Source organism: Winkia sp. UMB3158, assembly GCF_030217145.1.
Lineage (GTDB): Bacteria > Actinomycetota > Actinomycetes > Actinomycetales > Actinomycetaceae > Winkia > Winkia anitrata.
In genome coordinates, this window is the sequence record NZ_JASONH010000004.1 from 16,749 (window position 1) to 38,922 (window position 22,174).

Sequence of the window (22,174 nt, forward strand, 5' to 3'; positions counted from 1 at the left end):
CGGTAGATACAAAGCGAAAGTAGAAGAGGTTCGCTCCAAGGCGAAGCAGTGTCTAAGAGGCGAGATTAGGCCACAGCACAGGTAGATTTGGAGGGTGAGTGAAAACCTGTTAGTACGTGGCGCCCGTCAGCACAATCTAAAAGGAGTAGATGTCGATCTGCCCCGCAATAGCCTAATCGTCTTCTCAGGACTATCCGGATCAGGCAAATCATCACTGGCATTCGACACTATCTTCGCTGAAGGACAACGCCGGTATGTAGAATCCCTGTCCTCCTACGCGCGGCAATTCCTAGGGCAAATGGACAAACCCGACGTAGATTTCATTGAAGGCCTCTCTCCGGCAGTATCCATTGACCAGAAGTCAACCTCCAGGAACCCCCGCTCCACCGTGGGAACCATCACCGAGGTATACGACTACCTACGGCTCCTATTCGCTCGCGCCGGAGAACCACACTGCCCGCAATGCGGCCAAAGAATCGCCTCCCAATCACCCCAGCAAGTGGTAGATAAACTGCTGGAATACCCAGAAGGCACTAGATTCCAAGTCCTAGCCCCCATAGTAAGAGGCCGCAAAGGCGAATACGCAGACGTCTTTGACGACATGCGCTCGCGGGGGTTCTCGCGCGTAAAAGTTGATGGCGAGATGATGCGTCTGGATAACCCGCCGACGCTCGAAAAGAAGCTCAAACACGATATCGAGGTTGTTGTAGACCGGATCGTGATGCGCGAGGGCGTGCGCGTTCGTCTAACAGATTCCGTCGAGACGGCGATGGAAATTGCCGAGGGACGCGTGTTTATTGAGTTTGTGCCTAAGACGGACGACGATCCTCACGGCATCAGAAAATTCTCCGAGCATAGGGCGTGCCCGAACGATCACGAACTAGTTCTGGACGAAATCGAACCGCGCACTTTCTCTTTCAATGCCCCATACGGCGCGTGTGAAGCTTGCGATGGCATCGGTTTCAAGCTCCAGGTAGATCCCGACCTGTTGGTACCTGATGAGGGTCTCTGTCTAGGCGAGGGCGCCGTGGCCATTTGGTCCGGATCTAACAAGTACTTCATGCGCCAACTTGAAGCATTAGGTAAAGAACTCGACTTCGACCTCGACACGCCTTGGAAGGATCTGCCAAAGAAGACCCGCAATGCGCTAATTAAAGGCAAAGATTATAAGGTCAAAGTGCGCTACAGAAACAGGTGGGGGCGCGAACGCGTCTACGCTTCCGGATTCGAGGGGGCCATCCACTATGTTGAGCGCAAACATGCTGAAACTGAATCCGATTCGCAGCGTGCCCGCTACGAGGAATATATGCGGGACGTCCCCTGCGCAAAGTGCGGAGGAAAGCGGCTGAAGCCAGAAGTGCTTGCCGTAACTATCGAGGGCAAGTCCATTGCCGACGTGACTGATATGTCAATTGAGCGGTCTTCAGAGTTCCTGTCTACTCTTCGCCTTGCGGGATCCGCTCAGAAGATTGCCGGCCCCATTCTTACCGAGATAAAGGCCCGCCTGAACTTCCTCAACGACGTTGGCCTGTCTTACCTGACACTTTCCAGAGCAGCGGGAACACTTTCCGGTGGGGAGGCGCAGCGCATTAGGCTGGCCACCCAGATTGGTTCGGGCCTGGTAGGCGTGCTGTATGTCTTGGACGAACCCTCCATTGGGTTACACCAACGAGACAATGCCCAGCTGATTCAAACCTTGCTTCGGCTGCGAGACCTGGGAAATACCCTAATCGTGGTAGAACACGACGAAGACACGATCCGAAACGCGGATTGGATTGTCGACATTGGTCCTGGCGCTGGTTCGGGCGGCGGCAAAGTCGTCTACTCCGGTCCTGTAAAAGGGATAGAAAAAGCGAAAGACTCGCTGACTGGCGATTACCTTTCGGGCAGACGGCAGATTGAACTACCGGCACAGCGCCGCCCCTTCGATAAGAACGCAAAGCTGTCGGTACACGGGGCACGCGAGAACAACCTGAAGAATATTGATGTGGATTTCCCCCTAGGATTATTCACCGCAGTGACTGGCGTGTCTGGATCAGGAAAATCAACTCTGGTAAACCAGATCCTGTATCAGTCCCTCGCTCGCACACTCAACAGAGCTCGGACTGTGCCGGGGCGGCACAAGTCAATCACCGGCATGGAACAGCTAAAGAAGGTTGTGCACGTTGACCAGTCGCCGATCGGGCGCACCCCGAGGTCGAATCCTGCCACCTATACGGGGGTATGGGACAGCGTCCGCAAGCTCTTCGCCGAGACTCCCGAGGCTAAAGTGCGCGGCTACGGTCCGGGCAGATTCAGTTTCAACGTCAAGGGAGGGCGCTGTGAGGCCTGTAAGGGCGACGGCACCATCAAGATCGAGATGAATTTCCTGCCGGACGTATATGTCGCGTGCGAGACGTGCCATGGGGCTCGGTATAACCGAGAAACCCTCGAAATTCGCTACCGCGGCAAGACAGTTTCTGACGTTCTAGAGATGCCCATTTCGGAGGCAGTGGAATTCTTCAGCGCGATCCCAAGGATCAGCCGTTACCTGCAGACTCTGGTAGACGTCGGACTGGGGTATGTGAAGCTGGGACAGTCTGCAACCACTCTCTCCGGCGGCGAGGCACAACGCGTCAAACTGGCTTCGGAATTGCACAAGCGTTCCAATGGCAAATCTGTGTACATTTTGGATGAGCCCACCACGGGGCTGCATCTAGAAGACATCAGAAAGCTTCTGTTAGTGCTACAGGGTCTTGTTGACAAGGGCAACACGGTTATCGTGATTGAGCACAACTTGGACGTCATCAAGTCGGCTGACTGGATAATTGACATCGGGCCCGAGGGCGGCGAAGGCGGCGGTACTATCGTTGCCACTGGCAGCCCCGAGGAGGTCGCGCAGAACGAAGGCTCTTGGACGGGCAAGTACCTGAAGCCATTGTTGGCTTAAATGTAAAAGTGGCCGGCTTTTGCCGGCCACTTTTATTTTTGGTGCTTAGCCCCGCTTTGCGCCCTCGTACATCTTGTCGATGACGTCTGCGAACCGGGCTAACACTTTCGCCCTCTTTACCTTCAGCGACGGGGTCAACAATCCGTTCTCTTCTGTGAAATCAGTGGGCAGTACCGTGAATTTACGGATTGATTCCGCCCTAGAGACGGCCTTGTTGGCGCGTTTTACAGCACGATCCAATGAAGCCAGCACGTCCTTATCCTTGGCGGCCTCGACAACCTCCATATGGGTAAGCCCATGATTTTCGAGCCAACCAGGCAGCATCTCCGAATCCAAGGTGATCAGCGCCGAGATGAAATTGCGCTGGTCGCCAACCACTACGACCTGGGAGATTAGCGGGTGTCCGCGCAGGCGATCCTCTAGCACGGCAGGGGACACGTTCTTGCCGCCAGCGGTGACAATGATTTCCTTCTTACGGCCGGTAATAGTGACACGTCCCTTTTCGTCAATGGAAGCTAGGTCGCCAGATTTGTACCAACCATCGGCGGTAAAGGCTTCTTTGGTGGCTTCGGGATTGTTGTGATAGCCACGCATGATGCCCGGGCCTTTGGCTTCCAGCTCGCCGTCTTCAGAGAGCCGTACCTGGTTGCACAGCAGGGGCGCGCCAACTGAACCGGTCTTGTTAGTCTCCGGCATACAAACAGTGAGCGGGCCACCCATCTCGGTGGTGCCGTAGCCTTCCAATACCTCGATTCCGAGTCCTTGGAAGAAGTAGGAAAGTGTGGGCGAGAGCGGAGCCCCACCCGAGACAACCACCCGCAAGTTTCCGCCCAGCAGCTCGGGAATCTTTGCCAGCAGCCGACGGGCGACGGTAGCTGCCGCCCTCGTAGAGGCAGTGAGCTCATCCTCTTCTTCCTGCTTGGCGTAAGTTTCCAAGGTGTGTGCAGCCCATCGGAACATTTTGAGCTTCATACCGCTGCCTGCCTTCGCGTCGGCAGCGTTATAGACCTTCTCTAGAACCCTGGGGACCACCAGTAGGGAGGTGGGGCGGAACGTTGTCATGTCGCCCAACAGGTTCTTGATAGAGGAGGAGTGTCCAATCACTCCATGTCCCGCAAGCGAAGTGAAGTTGATAAAGCGGGCAAGTACGTGCGCTACCGGCAAGAACAGCAGTACTCGAGTATCTTGGTGCACGATCGCCTGGGGCAGCATCTGCTGAGCTACCTCAATCTGCTTCATGAAGTTCGCGTGCGTGAGCTCGACGCCTTTAGGGCGTCCAGTGGTGCCGGAGGTGTAGATAATTGTGGCTACGTCCTCGGGCTTTAGGGCCTCTAGCCGCTTCTTGAGGACGTCCTCGTCTACCTCTTCAGAACGCTCAATGATCTGTACCATGGCATCAGAGTCGTGGGCGAGCACTCCAAGCACGGTGGGGCGATCGCGCACGAGCGAATCGATGACCCTGGCTTGGATTGAAGTGTCGGTTACGACAAATTTGATGTCAGAGTCCTCGATGATCCAGCTGATCTGCTCGTTGGAATCAGACTCGTAGACCGGGACAACGACGCACCCGATGGACTGGGCAGCAAAATCCAGGACGGTCCATTCATAGGAGGTGGCCCCAAAAATAGCCACGGAATCGCCGGGCTCTAGCCCGTAGGCAATGAGCCCTCGAGCAACGACGTAAATCTGGTCGCGCAGTGCGTCAGCAGTGATCTTCTGCCACTGCGTACCGATCTGATTGCGTAGCTCTACAGCTACTTCCGCAGGGTAAAGGCTGGCCCGTTTCTCGATAATTCCGGGAATAGTTCCGGCGGCCAGGTATTCCTTCTTAGGGCGGCGACGCAACAGCGGCATAGTGACCTCCTAGTTTGAAGAAGAAAAATATATTACTTACGGTACCGTAACTTACGGTGACAAGAAGCATTTACTACGCATAGTGTCTATGTTGCTACCCTGAGGAACATGACATATTCACACCTGCTTCCGGCTCGTTACACGATCATCGAAACCGCTATCGGTGACATGACTATCTCTGCTGCAGGTGAGCTTCTAAACGGGGCCTGGTTCGTAGGACAGCGCCACTACCCGGACAAAGCCAGATTAGGGATTGTAGCTAAACCTCTCGATCCTGTTCTGACTCCGGCGGCAGACCAGATAAAGGACTACCTGGACGGAAAACGACAAGACTTCTCTTTACGCTATGAGCTAAAGGGCGACAAATTTGCTCTCCGGGTTTGGAAATATCTGGAAACTATTCCGCGCGGAAGCGTGCGGACTTATGGGCAAATTGCCGCTGCCCTTGGAAACCGGTTCCTAGCTAGGGCAGTGGGAAGTGCTGTAAGCAAGAATCCGCTCTCTGTGATTGTTCCTTGCCATAGGGTTATCGGGGCCGACGGTAATCTTGGCGGCTACGCCGGGGGAATAGAACAGAAGCGCTACCTCCTGGATCTAGAAGGTGCCGAGTATTCAGGCAGTGCCAGACTCTTTTAACGAGCTTGGGCCCGGCACGTAGCCGGGCCCAAGCTATCTGTTACTAGATCACAGACCGTAGTACAGCTGGAACTCGTAGGGGTGCGGGTACGCCCTCATCGGAGCGATCTCGTTTTCGGTCTTGTACTCAATCCAAGTGTCGATCAGGTCCTGAGTGAACACGTCGCCCTCGGTGAGGAAGTCCGAATCCTCGCGGAGCGCCTGCAGGGCTTCCTCCAACGAAGCAGGCAGCTTCTGGATGTCTGCGTACTCTGCAGGTGGCAGCTCGTACAGGTCCTTGTCCACAGGTTCCGGAGGCTCAATACGGTTGCGGATGCCATCCAAGCCTGCCATCAGCGAAGCCGCGAAGGATAGGTACGGGTTCGCCGAGGGATCCGGCACGCGGTATTCCACGCGCTTGGCCTTCGGGGAAGTGCCGGTGACCGGAATGCGAATGCAAGCCGACCTGTTCCTAGCAGAGTAGACCAGGTTAATCGGTGCTTCGAAGCCGGGCACCAGGCGACGGTAAGAGTTGATAGATGGGTTCGTAAAGGCCAGCAGCGCCGGAGCGTGAGCCAGCAAGCCGCCAATGAAATAGCGAGCCATGTCAGACAGGGCGCCGTAACCGCGCTCGTCGTAGAACAAGGGCTCGCCGTTCTTCCACAGCGACAGGTGGGTGTGCATGCCAGAACCGTTGTCGCCAAACAAGGGCTTGGGCATAAAGGTCGCGGTGCGGCCATCTTCGATAGCGGCATTCTTGACGACGTACTTGAACTTCATCAGGTCGTCTGCAGCCGCCTGCAGCGAGTTGAACCGGTAGTTGATCTCTTGTTGGCCGCCAGTACCAACTTCGTGATGGGCGCGCTCGAGTTTCAACCCAACCTGGCTCAGTAACTTAGACATAGTGTCGCGAAGATCAGCAAAGTGGTCGGTAGGAGGAACGGGGAAATACCCGCCCTTTAGATCTACCTTGTACCCATCGTTGTGGCCATCTTCTTCGGCGCCCATACGCCATTCGCCCTCAACAGAATCAATCTGGTAGAAGGTATTTTCGCGGCGCGTTTGGAAACGTACCGAGTCGAACAGGTAGAACTCCGCCTCGGCGCCAATGAAGCAGGTGTCGGCAATGCCGGTGGATTTCAAATAAGCCTCGGCCTTTGCAGCCACCTGACGCGGATCGCGGGAGAAAGGCTCGTCTGTGAACGGGTCAACAATCGAAAAATTAACGACCAGGGTTTTGGCTTTGCGGAACGGATCGATAAAAGCAGTGCTTACATCTGGAATTAGCTTCATATCGGACTCGTTGATAGCAACGAAGCCACGAATAGAAGAACCGTCAAACATAAGCCCATCGGTTAGAGCCGCATCTTTGAATTCGCTAGCTGGAATGGTGAAGTGTTGGGATACGCCAGGCAGATCGCAAAAGCGAACGTCGACGAACTCGACCCCTTCCTTATCTATGAAGTCGACAGCCTCTTCCTTGGACTGGAACATGTGATCTCCCGGAGATTTTTGAGATTAAAGGTGGTGTCAAAGACATCTCTAATATTACAAAAGCAGCCGCTAGGTATCCAACCAAAAATTGGATGTCTAGCGGCTGTGGTGTAAGGCACGGATCTTAAGGATCCTAATAGTGCACTACGGTTGTAGTTCCTACTGGTGCCCACTCGTAATACCAGCCTGCCAACGAGACAGGAAGATTTACGCAGCCATGTGAGCCGGACGGGCCCGCGTACCCGAAGCTGCCCCTCCAAGGAGCGCCGTGAATCGCATAGCCGCCGGAGAAATACATCGCGAAGGGGACATCCGGAGTGAAATAATCCTCGCCACGCATGTCATCAAAGCGGTATTTACGCTGAATTTGGAAGGTGCCCTGGATAGTTTCGTACCCGGGCATGCCATCGACCATAGGTTCAGGGCCGCGTAGCATCTGCGCCCCCTGGTAGGCGGAGATGGTGTGGTTAGACAGATTTATGTCGATCCACTTTTCGCCCTCAGTCGCGGGATAAGCAAGCTTCTCCGCGCCCCGCGCGATAGTGCGAGTTTCCCATTCTGCCTTCTTCGGCTTGGAAGTGAACTTGCCGGTGTACTCCTTGTTGGAGTTCAACGCCTCAGTTCCAGCCTTAGCCAAGGCCGACGCATTGTCGATCGTGTATCCGTCTTCGGGCTCGCGCACCGTCGCTAGGGTCTTGCCGGACGAATCGACGTTCTTTAGCCCGTTCTGCGGGGCTTTGCTAACCTGGCCCGCAAGCTTATTTACCCACTCCAAAACCCGGTCATTGTTCATCTTGGGGGCAGTTTGCTTGCCTGCACCATTTTCTCCGAAATCCACCCAGGCGCGCTTCTTTTCAGCGCTCGGCTGGTAGCTCTCAGAGTCATAGGTGATGGTGAACGGAAGCTCTACCAACTTGTTGGCCTTGTCCAGGAAGGTCTTTGCCTTTTGGTCGGTAATGGCAGGCTCGGATTGAACGGCCTTTACGCGTACAGCCTGGCTGGAGAGGGTCTTCGCTGCCTTCTGCGCAGCATCAGCTAGCTGATCCGGGTTTATGCCACGGCCAGGCTTACCAGATTTGAGCTGAAAAGCGGACCCGTCCTCGGAAAGAACCACCTTGGCATTGACCGGGGTGTTCTCTGCGCCGCCCAGTAGGGAGGCTGCATAAGCAGAAACCTTACCTGCAGTACTGGAGTACGTCGGAGTCACCGAGGGGGGATTGAACAGTCCTGCCAGCCGCGAAAGGAAGCCCTGCGAGGGCGCGAGCGCCTCAGCGGCTGCCTTCTTGGCGTCAACCTTGTAACCGAGGTCTGAAAGAGAAGCAGACTTAGTAGCATCGCCCGAGATTCTAACTGCAGCCGAGGCCGATTCTTTTTGGACTTTTTCGGCAACCTGCGAGGCGGTCATACCCGTAACGGACTTGCCCGCGACGGTAGCGCCCGGCACTGCCTTGTCCTTAAAGTAAATTGAATAGCCAACGATTGCTGCGGCAACTAAAAGTAGCGCTGCGACAATAGCGCCGATAATTATCCACTTCTTCTTGGAAGAGGGCTTCTTAGGGCTGCTTGAACCGGCGTCTGTCGGCTGGATACCTACGTAAGACGTCTCATAATCGGGATTCTGGGTACTCATCATCACATATGCTACCGATCTAAGTGCAGGTAGCAACCGTAACGGCCGGAGATTTGTCGCACAACTAAACTTGTCTTTCTTTTTTGTGGGTTTGCTGCAATAGACTTGCCGGGTGGCAGATCCAGCATCGTACCGTCCATCGCCCGGCGAGATTCCTACAGATCCGGGCGTCTACCGGTTCATGGACAAAAGCGGCCGCGTGCTGTACGTGGGGAAAGCCAAAAACCTGCGAGCGCGCCTGGCAAATTATTTCCAGAACCCGGCGGCTCTGAATCCCCGCATTGCGCAGATGGTGAACACCGCTTGTTCGGTGCGGTGGGTTGTAGTGGGCTCTGAAGTCGAATCTCTCTCGCTCGAGTATGCGTGGATCAAGGAATTTGAGCCCCGCTACAACGTTATGTACAGGGACGATAAGTCCTATCCGTATCTAGCGGTGACGATGAGCGAAAGGTACCCGCGGGTATTGGTAACCCGTGCCAAGCATAAAAAGGGGGACCGCTATTTTGGCCCCTACACGAAGGTGTGGGCCATCCGTGAGACTTTGGAACTGCTACAACGACCGTTCCCGGTTCGCACCTGTTCTAACGGTGTTTTCAACCGGGCGAAGGCCCAAGGGCGTCCCTGCCTATTGGGGTACATAGACCGGTGCTCGGCCCCCTGCGTGGGCAGGATAAGCGAAGCGGATCACCGGCAACTAGCAACGTCGTTGTGCGAATTCATGGCGGGCAAGACCGGCCCCATCATCCGCGACTTGACCAGTCAGATGAAGGAGGCTGCGCAAAAGCAGGAATATGAGCGGGCGGCATCTATTAGGGACACGCTAAAAGCGGCAACGACGGTACTTGAGAAGAATACGGTTGTGCTACCGGATGGTACCGATGCGGACGTCTTCGGCCTGGCCACCTCTGAATTGGTCGCCTCGGTTTCTGTGTTTATGGTTCGCGGCGGGCGCATCCGCGGTGAACGCGGGTGGGTCGTAGAACGCGCCTATCAGGAAAGCGATGAAGAATTAGTTGAAAAGCTGCTTGAGCAGGTATATGGCGAATACACGCCCGCAGATACTCCGAAGCGCCGCGACGAGTCTAAGAGCGTGGACGATCGGGTGCACACGCCTACCTCGGCGATGCCGCGAGAGATTTGGGTCCCGGCACTTCCCTTGGACACCCCAACGATGACCGAGTGGCTAAGTCAAAAGAGAGGCGGACCGGTTCGCTTGCGGCAGCTTCAGCGCGGCGACAAGAAGGCTCTTGCAGAAACTGTTGAAAAGAATGCGAAAGATGACCTGCGTCTTCACCTGTTGCGGCGCTCTGGCGATCTGACTGAACGCTCCAAAGCGCTGGAAGAGCTAGCAGATGCATTAGACCTGGATACAGCGCCCCTTCGTATTGAAGGTTTCGATATTTCGCATATTTCAGGCACAAATCAAGTTGCGTCGATGGTGGTCTTCGAGGACGGCGCGCCGCGCAAGTCTGCCTATCGGCATTTTGCAATTAGAGGCGAGGACGGCGACGGGGCTGCCGATGACACCGCTGCTATGAGCGAGGTACTAACTAGGCGGCTGCGTCGCCTCCAGGCAGAAGAGAAGGGGATTGCTGGCGAGGACGAAGAAGGCGTTCCTTTTGAGGTGGGCCCAGTCGACGAGCAGGGAGCTCCCAGGCGCTTTAGCTATCGCCCTGATCTGCTAGTGGTCGACGGCGGTCTGCCGCAGGTAAATGCTGCTGCCGCGGTGGTGGAGCAAATGGGGGCCGATATTCCGGTAGTGGGGTTGGCGAAGCGCCTGGAGGAGATCTGGATTCCCGGCGAGGACTTGCCAGTTATTTTGCCGCGCACCTCAGCCGCCCTCTTCATGCTGCAGTATCTGCGCGACGAGTCCCACCGTTTTGCCATCACCTATCACCGCAAGAAGCGCGGCAAGGCCATGACCCGATCTGTTATGGACAAAGTCGACGGCCTGGGGCCGGCGCGTCAAAAAGCACTGCTGAAGCACTTTGGCTCGGTGGCAAAGATTCGGCAGGCTAGCGCCGAAGAGCTGGCGAAGGTGAGCGGAATAGGCCCAGCGCTTGCGAGCAAAATTCATGAAGAGTTAGCAACCTGATCACAAAACCTGGTGCGGATAGGGCAAACTATAGTTATGGAGCAAGAACCGAATACCAATACAGTGCCTGCAGGAATTCCCGAATTAGATGAAGCCACCCAGCACCGAGTGCCAACTGTTCCCGAGATTCTGATCATTACCGGCCTATCCGGGGCTGGGCGTTCCAGGGCAGCCCATGCTCTAGAGGATCTGGATTGGTACGTGGTGGATAATTTGCCGCCACAGATGCTTCCCGCGTTCGCGCACATGATGACTCCCGAGGGCGGTGGCGTGCACCGCTTGGCCGCTGTAGTGGATGTGCGTTCCGGGCGGTTCTTCCAAGAGTTCTTGTCGATGCTTGACACGCTAACCCGCGAGGGGATCCAGTACCAGATTGTGTACTTGGAAGCTTCGGACCAATGCTTGGTTCGTCGCTACGAGCAGGTCCGCCGTCCTCACCCGTTGCAGGGCGATGGGCGATTGTTGGACGGGATCCAGGCCGAGCGAGGACTGCTTAAGGGAGTGCGGGATCGCTCCGATGCGGTGATCGATACTTCTGGCCTGTCGGTGCATGACTTGGCGCGGCATATGCGAGACGTGATCGGGGGCGCAAGTGAAAAGCCGCTGAACCTTACCGTAATGTCCTTCGGCTTCAAGCACGGAATTCCGCTGGACGCAGACCACGTGTTGGATGTTCGGTTCCTGGCGAATCCGTACTGGGTCAACGAGCTGCGAAATCTGACCGGTCAGGACGAAGCGGTAGCGAAGTACGTATTGGATCAGCCCGGGGCACTAGCTTTCGCAGATGGTTATGTGGACCTCATGGCCCCTATGCTGAAGGGTTACCTGTCAGAACTAAAGCCGTTCGTGACCATTGCCATTGGCTGTACCGGTGGCCGCCACCGGTCCGTGGCAATCGCGGAGCATGTCTCGCAAAAGTTCCGTGACCTGGGCTTCCCTGTGAAAACTCTGCACCGAGACATGGGGCGTGATTAGCTAGAGAAATGCTATACGACGAGCAGGGCTGGGCCAGACGTGGTGAATATGGGCCAAAGGTTGTGGCGTTCGGCGGGGGACACGGACTCTCTGCCACTTTGAGGGCGTTACGCCACCTTTCGCGCCAAATTACCGCAGTAGTCACAGTTGCCGATGACGGAGGATCTTCCGGTCGTCTAAGGCAAGAGCTGGATGTACTGCCTCCGGGAGATTTGCGAATGGCCCTCTCTGCGCTGTGTGACGACTCTGAGTGGGGCCTTACGTGGCGGGACGCTCTGCAACATCGTTTCCACACCGATGGACCTTTAGATAATCACGCGATGGGGAACCTACTGATCACTACGCTGTGGGATCTCCTTGGAGACGAGGTAGCCGGCCTCGATTGGGTAGCGAAGCTACTTCACTGCGAGGGGCGGGTATTGCCCATGGCTGCTGCGCCCTTGGTTATTGAGGCCGAGGTCGATTTTGGCGGCAAGGTTCGCACAATAGTTGGGCAGTCCAAAGTTGCTAAGACAGAGGGGAAGATCAAATCCATTCGTCTTAGCCCTAACAATCCGCCGGTGCGCCCTGAGGTGCTCCAGGCGATTGCCGAGGCCGAATGGATCATCATGGGGCCCGGCTCCTGGTATACCTCGGTGTTGCCACACCTTATGCTGCCGCAGATTGAGCACGCCCTCGCCAAATCCAATGCGCACAAGGCACTAGTGGTAAATCTTGCTCCCGACGGCACTGAGACGTCGTCGATGACGATCGCCGATCATATAAATGTGATTAGGGAGTTTTCGAAGGACCTAACCTTTGATGTGGTAGTAATAGATCCGTCCACTCTCGAGGACTATTCAGCGGCGGATCAAGCCGCGAAGGAACTCGGGGCAAAAATACTTCTTCGGCAAGTATCGCTAGGGCCAGGAAAGCTTCCTTATCATGACCCGCTGCGTCTTGCCGCCGCGTTGCGGGACGCTTTCGAAGGATATTTCGGGGACGTCGGAGAAAAAGAATAACCCACGAAGGAAGGCCAGCTTATGTCGTTGACCAGTGATATGAAATCTGAACTGGCAAAGGTAGAGCTCGACACTCCGGCAGAAAAGCATGCAGAACTGGCAGCGATGCTGCGTTTTGCAGGTGGCCTCCACCTAGTTTCGAGACGAATCGTGATCGAAGCTGAGGTAGATTCTGAAGAGGTAATGGAACGAACTACCGGACTGCTGACCGAACTGTTCAACATCGACTCGCAGGTGATCGTGGTGTCCGGGGGAGGGCTGCGTCGCGAGGGCCGGTACGTGATACGAGTTGTCGCCGGTGCAGAACGGTTAGCCCGCCTTACCGGACTCATTGATAGGCGAGGGCACCCGGTGCGCGGTCTGCCTGCTTCGCTAGTTTCCGGGGCAAAATCTGAAGCTTTGGCCATCTGGAGGGCTGCGTTTATGGCGCGTGGCTCTCTTACCGAGCCGGGCCGCTCCTCATCGCTGGAAATCACCTGCCCCGGCCCAGAAGCTGGGCTTGCGCTGACGGGCTGTGCCCGTCGCCTCGGAATTACCTCCAAGACACGGGAGGTGAGGGGCGTTGACCGTGTAGTTATTCGCGACGGCGACCATATCCAGAAGATTGCCAAGATGATGGGGTCGGTTACGACGGTTGCTATTTGGCAAGAGCGCCGCGAAAAGCGGGAAATGCGCGGATCGGTCAATAGGCTAGCCAATTTTGACGACGCTAACTTGAGGCGGTCCGCCAGAGCTGCCGTTGCGTCGGCGGCGAGGGTCGAGAAGGCATTCGAGATCCTAGGTGCCGACATTCCGGACCATCTAGTGGAGGCAGGTCAGCTAAGAGTGAAATATAAGGGAGCTTCACTGGAGGAGCTTGGGCAGCAGGCAGACCCGCCTCTTACGAAGGACGCGGTTGCGGGAAGAATCCGCCGTTTGCTTGCTATGGCAGACAAAAAGGCCATGGAGCTTGGCATCGCCGGAACAGAAAGTGCCCTTACACCAGAAATGCTAGATGGGTGAAAAACTCTTAATTTCTGAGATTTTTGGACCTTTGACCCGCGCTAGATGTGTGATTTCCGTGTAATTTAAAGATGTCGACCGCTTGAGCGGACGAATATGGGGAGATTCCCCTTTTGAAAACATGACTATCGCTGTTTAGTGCAGCGAGACCAGGAGGACATAGTGACCACTCGCGTCGGAATCAACGGCTTCGGCCGCATCGGCCGTAACTTCTTCCGCGCCGCTCTGAAGCAGGGCGCCGATCTTGAGATCGTTGCAGTCAATGACCTTACTGACAATAAGACTCTCGCCCACCTGCTCGAATGGGACTCCATTCTGGGCCACCTCGACTCCGAGGTAACCTACGACGACGAGTCCATCACCGTTGGTGGCAAGCGCATCGTTGCTCTGGCTGAGCGCGATCCGAAGAACATCAACTGGGGTGAACTGGGTGCCGACATCGTCATCGAGTCCACCGGGTTCTTCACCGACGGTGAAGCTGCTAAGGCTCACATTGAGGGAGGCGCAAAGAAGGTCCTGATTTCTGCCCCGGGCAAGAACGTAGACGGCACCTTCGTCATTGGCGTCAACTCCGATGAGTACGATCCGGAAAAGCACAACATCATTTCCAACGCTTCGTGCACCACTAACTGCTTGGCACCGCTGGCCAAGGCTCTGAACGATTCCATTGGTATCGAGCGTGGCCTCATGACCACCATTCACGCCTACACTGGCGACCAGCGTCTACACGATGCGCCGCACAAGGATCTGCGTCGCGCCCGCGCCGCTGCTCTGAACATCGTTCCCACCACCACCGGTGCTGCCAAGGCTGTTGCACTGGTGCTGCCGGAACTGAAGGGCAAGCTGGATGGCTATGCAGTTCGCGTCCCGGTTCCGACCGGCTCGCTAACCGACCTGACCTTCACCGCTTCCAAGGAAACCTCCATCGAAGAGGTCAACGCTGCGGTCAAGGAAGCTGCCGAGGGCGCCCTGAAGGGTGTGTTGGGCTACTCCGAGGGTGCACTGGTCTCCACTGATATCGTGACCGATCCGCACTCCTCGATCTTCGATGCTCCGCTGACCAAGGTCATCGGCGATCAGGTCAAGGTTGTCTCGTGGTACGACAATGAGTGGGGCTACTCCAACCGCCTCGTTGATCTTGCCGTGCTAGTCGGCCAGAAGCTCTGAGACATTAGCTAATGAACGACGCCCGCGTATCCGAGAGGGTGCGCGGGCGTTATTCGTGAAACCGCGTTAGGGGACAATATGCTGAAAACTATCGAATCTCTTGGTGACCTAAAGGGTAAGCGCGTCCTGGTACGTTCCGACTTCAACGTGCCGCTGCAGGAAGGGAAAATCACTGATGATGGCCGCATTCGTGCAGCCCTACCCACACTTACTAAACTTGTCGAAGCCGGAGCCAAGGTAATTGTTATGGCTCACCTTGGTCGTCCCAAGGGCCAGGTAAAGCCCGAATTCTCTCTTGCGCCGGTCGCGCAGCGACTGGGCGAACTAATTGACGCCAAGGTGACCCTGGCTGAGGACACTACTGGCGAGTCTGCGAAGAAGGTCACGGCCGAACTCGAAGAAGGACAGATTGCCCTTCTGCAGAACGTGCGTTTCGATCCCCGCGAAACTTCTAAGGACGAGGCCGAACGCGAAGCTTTCGCTTCTGAGATGGCCGAACTTGCCGATCTCTTCGTTTCAGACGGCTTCGGGGTAGTGCACCGCAAGCAGGCCAGCGTCTACGACGTTGCCAAGAAACTGCCCGCTGCTGCCGGTCTACTGGTTGTCAAGGAAATCGAATCGCTATCGAAGGCAACTCAGGATCCGGCTCGCCCGTACACCGTGGTGCTAGGTGGCTCTAAGGTATCGGACAAACTAGGGGTTATTGCTAACCTGCTGTCCAAGGCAGACACTCTGCTAATTGGTGGCGGTATGGGCTACACCTTCCTGAAGGCCAAGGGCTACGAAGTAGGCACTTCCCTACTTGAAGAAGATCAGCTAGAAACAGTCAAGGGCTACCTGGAAGAGGCAAAGGAAAAGGGTGTAGAGCTACTAGTGCCGGTTGACACCGTAGTTGCCCCCGAATTTGCCGCAGATGCGCCGGCAACTGTTGTCGATGCCGATGCCATCCCCACCGACCAGATGGGCTTGGACATTGGTCCGAAGACGGCCGAGCTATTCGCAAAGAAGATTGCTGAATCGAAGACCGTGGTTTGGAATGGGCCGATGGGCGTGTTCGAATTTGAGGCTTTCGCAAAGGGCACTGGCGCAGTCGCCAAGGCTATGAGCGAATCCGAAGCATTCACCGTCATTGGTGGGGGCGACAGTGCCTCCGCAGTACGCGGACTTGGTTACGACGAAAACTCGTTCTCGCACATTTCCACCGGCGGAGGAGCCTCGCTCGAGCTCCTCGAAGGAAAGACCTTGCCGGGCATTGAAGTATTGGAGGAAAAGTAAAATGGCACGTACGCCGCTAATGGCAGGCAACTGGAAGATGAACATGGACCATCTGGAGGCAATCCACCTGGTCCAGGGACTCGCCCTCGACCTGCAGGACAACAAGTTTGAAAAGGGCACTGTCGACGTTGTGGTCATTCCGCCGTTTACTGACATTCGCTCCATTCAGACTCTAGTGGAATCTGACGATCTGCCGATCGCTTACGGTGCTCAGGATGTTTCGGTACACGACAACGGCGCCTACACTGGCGAGGTCTCTACCGCCATGCTCACCAAGCTTGGTTGCACCTACGTAGTAGTGGGGCACTCGGAGCGTCGCGAGTACCACAACGAGACTGACGAGGTCGTAAACGCTAAGGCACGCAAGGCTTTGGCAGCAGATCTCACCCCGATCATTTGTTGTGGCGAGGCCCTAGAGGTTCGCAAGGCAGGCGAGCAGGTAAAGCACGTCCTCGGCCAGATTGACGGCGCTTTTGCCGATATCAGCGCTGAAGATGCAGTTCGCTCCGTTGTCGCCTACGAGCCCATCTGGGCAATCGGTACCGGCGAAGTGGCAACTCCCGAAGATGCTCAGGAAGTTTGTGGCGCAATCCGCAAGCACCTAGCAGAGCTGTACTCGGAAGACGTCGCATCGAAGATCCGCATCCTTTACGGTGGCTCGGTGAAGTCCGCAAACGTCGCGGACATCATGGCCAAGGAAGATGTCGATGGCGCGCTGGTTGGCGGCGCCTCGCTGAAGGCTGATGAGTTCGGAAAGATTGTGCGTTTCAACGCCTAAATGTGGTTTTGGCCCGTGGGGTTTCCCCCTACGGGCCAATCTACGTTACTATTGGCTAGTTGGACCTATAAATAGCGGAGGTTAGAGTGCACGTTATCCAGATCATTTGCCAAGTTTTGTTGGTAATAACGTCCCTCCTGCTGATCCTTACCATTTTGATGCACAAGGGTAAGGGCGGCGGCCTATCCGACATGTTCGGTGGAGGATTCTCTTCGTCTGTCGCATCGTCGGGTGTTGCCGAAAGAAACTTGAATCGCATTACCATTGCGATTGCTCTGATTTGGGCTGTAGTGATTGTGATTCTTGGGATTATCACCAAGTTGCAGTACTAAAAACAGTCCTTCAACGAGGCGAGCGGTTTTCCGCTCGCCTTTTGTTTTTGCCGCCCGCTCGGCAGCAACGATAGATGAAGTAAACTGCGTGGACCAGAGCCTTTATTTAGTTGGCGTTAACCTTCCAGTAACCATGGCGTTCTACGTTTTGAGTAAAAGATTTCTGTGGAAAGTTGGTCCCCATGGCTACTCAAAAAGCCGGAGAACGAGGTAGCTCCACGTATCTGCCCGAGCGGGGTGGGTCGGACCGAAATTGGCACCTGTTCTTTGGAATTCTTCTTATAGGAACAATCATTGCCTTCTCTTTTTGGGCAATCGGATATATCTCTGATGCAGACAGCAATATCGTTCTAATCCTTACCGTGTTGTTTGGCATTTTCATGGCCTTCAACATTGGCGGCAACGACGTCGCTAACTCCTTCGGTACGTCTGTGGGGGCTGGCACTCTGTCCATGAAGCAAGCGCTGGTAGTAGCGGCGGTCTTTGAAGTTTCTGGGGCGGTTATTGCCGGCGGTAACGTGACGGAGACGGTTCGTTCCGGCATCGTTGATCTGGATGTTATTAGCTCCAGTCCAGATGACTTTGTCTACATAATGATGTCTGCGCTGTTGGGTGCTGCGGTATGGCTGCTAGTTGCTACGAAGATGGGGTGGCCGGTGTCCACCACCCACTCGATTGTTGGTGGCATCGTTGGGGCAGCAGTAACGGTCGGCTTCGTTACTCACACTGGCGGATTTGGCATGGTGCAGTGGAAAGAGATAGGCAAGATCGCTATCTCTTGGGTACTCTCTCCGGCCCTTGGTGGGGTAGTTGCATTCTTCCTGTTCAGAGCCATCAAGAATAATATCTTGGTCTACAACGAAGAGGCCGACAAGAAACTTCGTGAGATAAAAAAGAAGCGGATGGAGCTCAAGAGCAAGCAGAAAGATGCGTTTGGAAAACTAAACGAGATCCAGCAGCTTGCTTACACTAATGCGATGGTTCGAGATGCTTTCACCACTTCTCAGGATCACTTCGACGCTGACGAGATAGAGACGGACTACTACCGGCAGTTGCACAAGATCCAGGAGCAGAGCGAGGATGTGAATGCGCACCGGGCCCTTGACGTGTGGGTGCCTATTCTGGCAGCAATCGGTGCCATGATCATTACTGCGATGCTGCTCTTCAAGGGACTATCCAACCTGGATATCAATATTGATTCGCTAGGGTCTTACCTGATCATGGCGATGGTGGGAGCTGCCGTATGGATGGCTGTCTTTATCTTCGCAAAGCAACTGAAAGACTATGACTTGGAAAAGTCCACTTTCTTACTGTTTTCGTGGATGCAGGTGTTTACGGCGTCGGCTTTCGCCTTCTCTCATGGCTCGAACGACATTGCTAACGCGGTGGGACCATTCGCGGCGGTTCTAGATGTGCTACGTACTGGCAAGATTGGTGCCGAGGCGGCCGTACCTGCTGCTGTAATGGTTGCCTTCGGGGTGGCCTTGATAGCTGGTCTGTGGTTTATTGGGCGAACCGTTATCCAGACGGTTGGAACCGGTCTTACCGAGATCCACCCGGCCTCTGGGTTCGCCGCTGAGCTGTCGGCTGCGGCGGTGGTTATGGGAGCCTCTCTGCTTGGCCTTCCGGTATCTTCTACCCACATTCTGATTGGGGCGGTGCTGGGCGTAGGTATGGTAAACAAGGCAGCGAATTGGAAGCTAATGCGCCCGATCGCAACCGCCTGGGTAATCACCCTTCCGGCGGCAGCAGTAGTAGGCGCACTAACCGTGTCTATCTTGCGCGTTGTTTTCTAGCTAGTTGCCGGCGGCAGCTAAGTCGGTGAGCCAGTAGGTTCCCGAGGTATTCAAGGCTGCTGCCGGTATCTGCTTTTGGTCCATTCCTGCCGCTATCGCTTTTGCGAAGGCAGCGGATTTTTCTTCGCCGGCCAAGACGACGAAGCGGAGCGAGCTGTTTACAAGCAGCTGCATGGACAAACTTACGCGGGTAGCCGGTGGCTTTGGGCTATTCCTAACAGCAAAAGCGGGTGCCGAAGAGTGCTCCCGACCGGGGAACAGAGAGGCAACGTGGCCATCCGGGCCCATTCCCAGGAGGGCAAGATCGAAGCCGGTGATATTGAAGCTGGCTAGTTGCTCTGTGTAGTCCTTCGCAGCTTGTGAGGCGCTATCGAAGTCCTCGGAGTTGCCCATGGGATGGAATGTTGCCTTATCCCAAACTCGTGCCAAATTCTCTAGGGCTTCTTTATCGTTTCTATCTGAGCTGGCGGGAGCTACAAATCGCTCATCAACCCACCAGACGTGCAGTCCGGACCAGTCTACGTCGTTGCTTAGCTTTGAAACGGCAATAGCAGAGAGCACTTCTCGGGCTACGAAGCCGCCAGCCAGCGCCAGGTGTACCTCTTCTTTGGAAGCAAGGGCATCCCCGAGGGCGAGGATTGTGCGGGCGGCAGTTGCCCGCGCTAGCACTGCTTTATCTGCATAAACGACGGTCTTGGCTGGCATTTATTCTTCCTTCTTCAAATTCTGGATGTGTTTGGTAAGGACAATCTGATACACCGGATCCGGATCTAGGCGGCGCAGGTCTTCCATCAGGCAGTCCTGCAGTTCACGTTTAGCCAGATTGACGAAGGTGGTAGATAGGCCGGGGCGGTGCAAGTGTGCCACGTCCGAGCCTTCTCTGCGGGTCAAGGACATCTCTTTGCCTTCGCTGTCAGTGAAGTAGATACCCGTTACGGTGCTGGCGGTCTCGTCGTGGCATACGACCACGTCAATACCTAGTTTCCATTCCAGCCAAGAGGCTATCAGGCTAGGAGAGGGCTGCTTCAGATTGCCTCGCACTACTGCCTTCACGAATGGCGCCTCATGCTTTTCACCTACGGTAGCTGCCAGAACGGCTCGCCAGAGGGTATTTGCAGACCAGGACAAGTCCCCATCGCCGGCAGTGTAGTTCCTGGCTAGATGTTTGATGGTCTCCATCGGATGAGCAGTTTGCCGCGAATCGGTAAGGCGCTTGGTCGCGAGCTTGCCCAGGGGATGTGCAGAAGGATTATCTGGTGGATCGAGCGGCCAGAAGACCACGATGGGCACATCTGATAGCAGTAGCGGATTGACCAACGTGTCCAAATTTTCGGCAGTAGCACCTCTAGGGTCAAGAACAACAACCTCGGAAGCTCCCGCCTTGCCTCCAAGCCGTATTTGGGCGTCCAAGGAAGCCTCCTTGCTTGGTTCTGCCCGCTCGACGACAATTAGGACTCGACAAGGATGCTCTTTAGCAGCTGCATCAGAAATCTCAATGGCGCGCTCGACGTCCTCGGGGGAAGGGACACAGATAATCAGCGTCAGAACTCTGCCTAGTGTACTAGAGCCCTGCTCGGAACGCTGTTTGTTCAAAAATGCTGCTACTTCGGAACCACTGGTCCCTTTTAGAGTATAAATCACGGAATCCTCCAAGCTCGTCCGCTGCGTGCAAGCATGTCATGTGCTGATTGGGGGCCCCAGGTGCCCGGCCTATACAAGTCAGGTTTGCCTTTCTCGCTCCAGAATTGCAAGATCGGGTCGAGGATCTGCCAGGACAGTTCGACCTCGCGCTGATGGGGAAATAGAGGAGCGTCGCCAGTTAATGCATCCTTGATCAGCTTCTCGTATGCTTCCGGGGAATCTTCGGTGAAGGCGTGACCGTACCCGAAATCCATGGTTACGTCTCTGACCTGCATGCCCGCTCCCGGAACCTTAGCGCCAAATCTGATGGTCATGCCTTCGTCCGGCTGGACCCTGATAACCAGAGCGTTCTGGCCGAGCTGCGATGTCGAAGCATTGTCGAAAGGCATATGTGCTGCCCTCTTGAAGACGACCGCGATCTCGGTTACTCGCTTGCCTAGACGTTTGCCAGTACGCAAGTAGAAAGGTACCCCGGCCCATCGTCGATTTGCGATGTTTAAGGTGACGGCAGCGAATGTATCGGTGACGGAATCGGAGGGAATATTGTCTTCTTCTAGGTACCCTGAAACTTTCGTTCCGCCCTGCCATCCGCCCTCGTACTGGCCGCGCGAGGTACTCGCAGCTAAGTCTTTAGGAAGACGCACCGCAGCAAGAATTTTTTCCTTCTCGACACGCAACTCTTCTGGATCAAAGGTGGACGGCTCTTCCATAGCCGTAAGGGCAAGTAGCTGGAGCAGGTGGTTCTGCATGACGTCGCGGGCGGCGCCGATCCCGTCGTAATAGCCGGCGCGCGAACCAATCCCAATGTCCTCTGCCATGGTGATTTGGACGTGATCGACGTAGTTGGCATTCCAGATTGGCTCAAACATAGTGTTGGCGAATCTGGTGGCCAGAATGTTCTGCACAGTCTCTTTGCCCAGGTAGTGGTCGATACGGAAAATATCTTCCTCGTCCACGATAGATCGAAGCTGGGCCGCCAATTCTTTCGCTGACTGTAGGTCATGCCCAAAAGGCTTCTCTATGATGACGCGGCGGAACTGTCCCGGTTCCTTCTTTGTGAGTCCTGTTTGTGCCAGGTGGGTGCAAACCAGCCCAAAGTACTTTGGTGGAACGGACAGGTAGAAGGCGTGGTTCCCACCGGTGCCCCGGTTCTTATCGAGTTCCTGCACCGTCTGCCGCAGCTTCTGATACGCCTCGGCGTCGTCGAAGGTGCCCCCTACGAAGCGGATGCCCTGTGCCAAGGTCTTCCACGTGCGTTCGTTGAAATCGGTACGGGCATGTTTTTCGATAGCCTCCCGAACAAAATTCTGGAACGTCTGAATATCCCAGTCCCTACGAGCAAACCCGGTAAGAGCGAAGGCGGGGTGCAGCATGCCCCTGTTAGCAAGGTCGTAGATGGCGGGGATGAGCTTCTTTCGGGCTAAATCCCCAGTAACACCAAAGATCACTAGACCGCAGGGAGGGGCTACTATGGGCAGCCTTCGATCGCGCGGATCATAAAGGGTTTGCTCGCTCACACGGAATCCTTTCTGCAACAAAAACAATGGTGGGTGGGGATATGATCCCACACCCACCATTGGGCTTGATTAC

Annotated in this window: 17 protein-coding genes; 11 read left to right on the top strand and 6 right to left on the bottom strand. The window is 55.5% G+C overall.

The window, feature by feature from the left end:
• Window positions 1-94 precede the first annotated feature (94 nt).
• Entirely contained in the window at window positions 95-2,929 is a 2,835-nt protein-coding gene (uvrA, locus tag QP400_RS05080) for an excinuclease ABC subunit UvrA (RefSeq protein WP_048707397.1), read from the top strand.
• 45 nt (window positions 2,930-2,974) lie between these two features.
• Here uvrA and QP400_RS05085 read toward each other — a convergent pair whose 3' ends face one another.
• Window positions 2,975-4,783 carry an AMP-dependent synthetase/ligase gene (locus QP400_RS05085; protein WP_048707396.1) on the bottom strand — a complete coding sequence of 603 codons (1,809 nt, stop codon included), beginning with the start codon at window positions 4,781-4,783 and terminating at the stop codon, window positions 2,975-2,977.
• Window positions 4,784-4,891: 108 nt separating this feature from the next.
• Here QP400_RS05085 and QP400_RS05090 point away from each other — a divergent pair, with 108 nt between their 5' ends.
• A complete protein-coding gene (locus QP400_RS05090) occupies window positions 4,892-5,419 on the top strand; it encodes a methylated-DNA--[protein]-cysteine S-methyltransferase (protein ID WP_048707394.1) in 528 nt (175 codons plus the stop codon).
• A gap of 48 nt (window positions 5,420-5,467) precedes the next feature.
• Here QP400_RS05090 and glnA read toward each other — a convergent pair whose 3' ends face one another.
• Together glnA and QP400_RS05100 are read right to left on the bottom strand one after the other, a co-directional pair.
• Window positions 5,468-6,892, bottom strand: coding sequence for a type I glutamate--ammonia ligase (glnA, locus tag QP400_RS05095; RefSeq protein WP_048707391.1), 1,425 nt, complete (start codon window positions 6,890-6,892; stop codon window positions 5,468-5,470).
• Between the two features lie 133 nt (window positions 6,893-7,025).
• Window positions 7,026-8,525 carry a L,D-transpeptidase gene (locus tag QP400_RS05100; protein ID WP_048707388.1) on the bottom strand — a complete coding sequence of 500 codons (1,500 nt, stop codon included), beginning with the start codon at window positions 8,523-8,525 and terminating at the stop codon, window positions 7,026-7,028.
• Between the two features lie 109 nt (window positions 8,526-8,634).
• Here QP400_RS05100 and uvrC point away from each other — a divergent pair, with 109 nt between their 5' ends.
• The 9 genes from uvrC to QP400_RS05145 all read left to right on the top strand — a co-directional run bounded on the left by uvrC (window position 8,635) and on the right by QP400_RS05145 (window position 18,943).
• Window positions 8,635-10,617: an excinuclease ABC subunit UvrC gene (gene uvrC, locus QP400_RS05105; protein ID WP_048707386.1), complete on the top strand. Its 1,983-nt coding sequence runs from the start codon at window positions 8,635-8,637 to the stop codon at window positions 10,615-10,617.
• Between the two features lie 36 nt (window positions 10,618-10,653).
• The gene (rapZ, locus tag QP400_RS05110; protein ID WP_048707384.1) at window positions 10,654-11,592 is read left to right on the top strand and encodes an RNase adapter RapZ; all 939 of its coding nucleotides are present in this window, start codon (window positions 10,654-10,656) and stop codon (window positions 11,590-11,592) included.
• Between the two features lie 8 nt (window positions 11,593-11,600).
• Window positions 11,601-12,593, top strand: coding sequence for a gluconeogenesis factor YvcK family protein (locus tag QP400_RS05115; protein ID WP_048707382.1), 993 nt, complete (start codon window positions 11,601-11,603; stop codon window positions 12,591-12,593).
• Window positions 12,594-12,614: 21 nt separating this feature from the next.
• Window positions 12,615-13,595: a DNA-binding protein WhiA gene (whiA, locus tag QP400_RS05120; RefSeq protein WP_048707381.1), complete on the top strand. Its 981-nt coding sequence runs from the start codon at window positions 12,615-12,617 to the stop codon at window positions 13,593-13,595.
• A gap of 162 nt (window positions 13,596-13,757) precedes the next feature.
• Window positions 13,758-14,762: a type I glyceraldehyde-3-phosphate dehydrogenase gene (gap, locus tag QP400_RS05125; protein ID WP_004805041.1), complete on the top strand. Its 1,005-nt coding sequence runs from the start codon at window positions 13,758-13,760 to the stop codon at window positions 14,760-14,762.
• 81 nt (window positions 14,763-14,843) lie between these two features.
• Window positions 14,844-16,037, top strand: coding sequence for a phosphoglycerate kinase (locus tag QP400_RS05130; RefSeq protein ID WP_271694867.1), 1,194 nt, complete (start codon window positions 14,844-14,846; stop codon window positions 16,035-16,037).
• 1 nt (window position 16,038) lies between these two features.
• Window positions 16,039-16,815 (top strand): triose-phosphate isomerase, encoded by a 777-nt coding sequence (gene tpiA, locus QP400_RS05135; RefSeq protein ID WP_048707379.1) that lies wholly within the window; start codon window positions 16,039-16,041, stop codon window positions 16,813-16,815.
• Window positions 16,816-16,901: 86 nt separating this feature from the next.
• Entirely contained in the window at window positions 16,902-17,147 is a 246-nt protein-coding gene (gene secG, locus QP400_RS05140) for a preprotein translocase subunit SecG (protein WP_004805046.1), read from the top strand.
• 182 nt (window positions 17,148-17,329) lie between these two features.
• A complete protein-coding gene (locus tag QP400_RS05145) occupies window positions 17,330-18,943 on the top strand; it encodes an inorganic phosphate transporter (RefSeq protein WP_048707376.1) in 1,614 nt (537 codons plus the stop codon).
• Here QP400_RS05145 and pgl read toward each other — a convergent pair whose 3' ends face one another.
• Genes pgl through zwf form a run of 3 tightly spaced genes read right to left on the bottom strand, consistent with a single transcriptional unit; the run spans window position 18,944 to window position 22,101 of the window.
• Window positions 18,944-19,648 (bottom strand): 6-phosphogluconolactonase, encoded by a 705-nt coding sequence (gene pgl, locus QP400_RS05150; protein ID WP_048707374.1) that lies wholly within the window; start codon window positions 19,646-19,648, stop codon window positions 18,944-18,946.
• Window positions 19,649-20,584, bottom strand: a complete 936-nt coding sequence (locus tag QP400_RS05155) for a glucose-6-phosphate dehydrogenase assembly protein OpcA (RefSeq protein WP_048707372.1) — start codon at window positions 20,582-20,584, stop codon at window positions 19,649-19,651. It lies immediately after the preceding gene.
• On the bottom strand, window positions 20,581-22,101 hold the full coding sequence (gene zwf / locus QP400_RS05160; protein WP_048707370.1) for a glucose-6-phosphate dehydrogenase: 1,521 nt from the start codon (window positions 22,099-22,101) through the stop codon (window positions 20,581-20,583). Before zwf ends, QP400_RS05155 begins: the two co-directional genes overlap by 4 nt.
• Window positions 22,102-22,174: the final 73 nt, after the last annotated feature.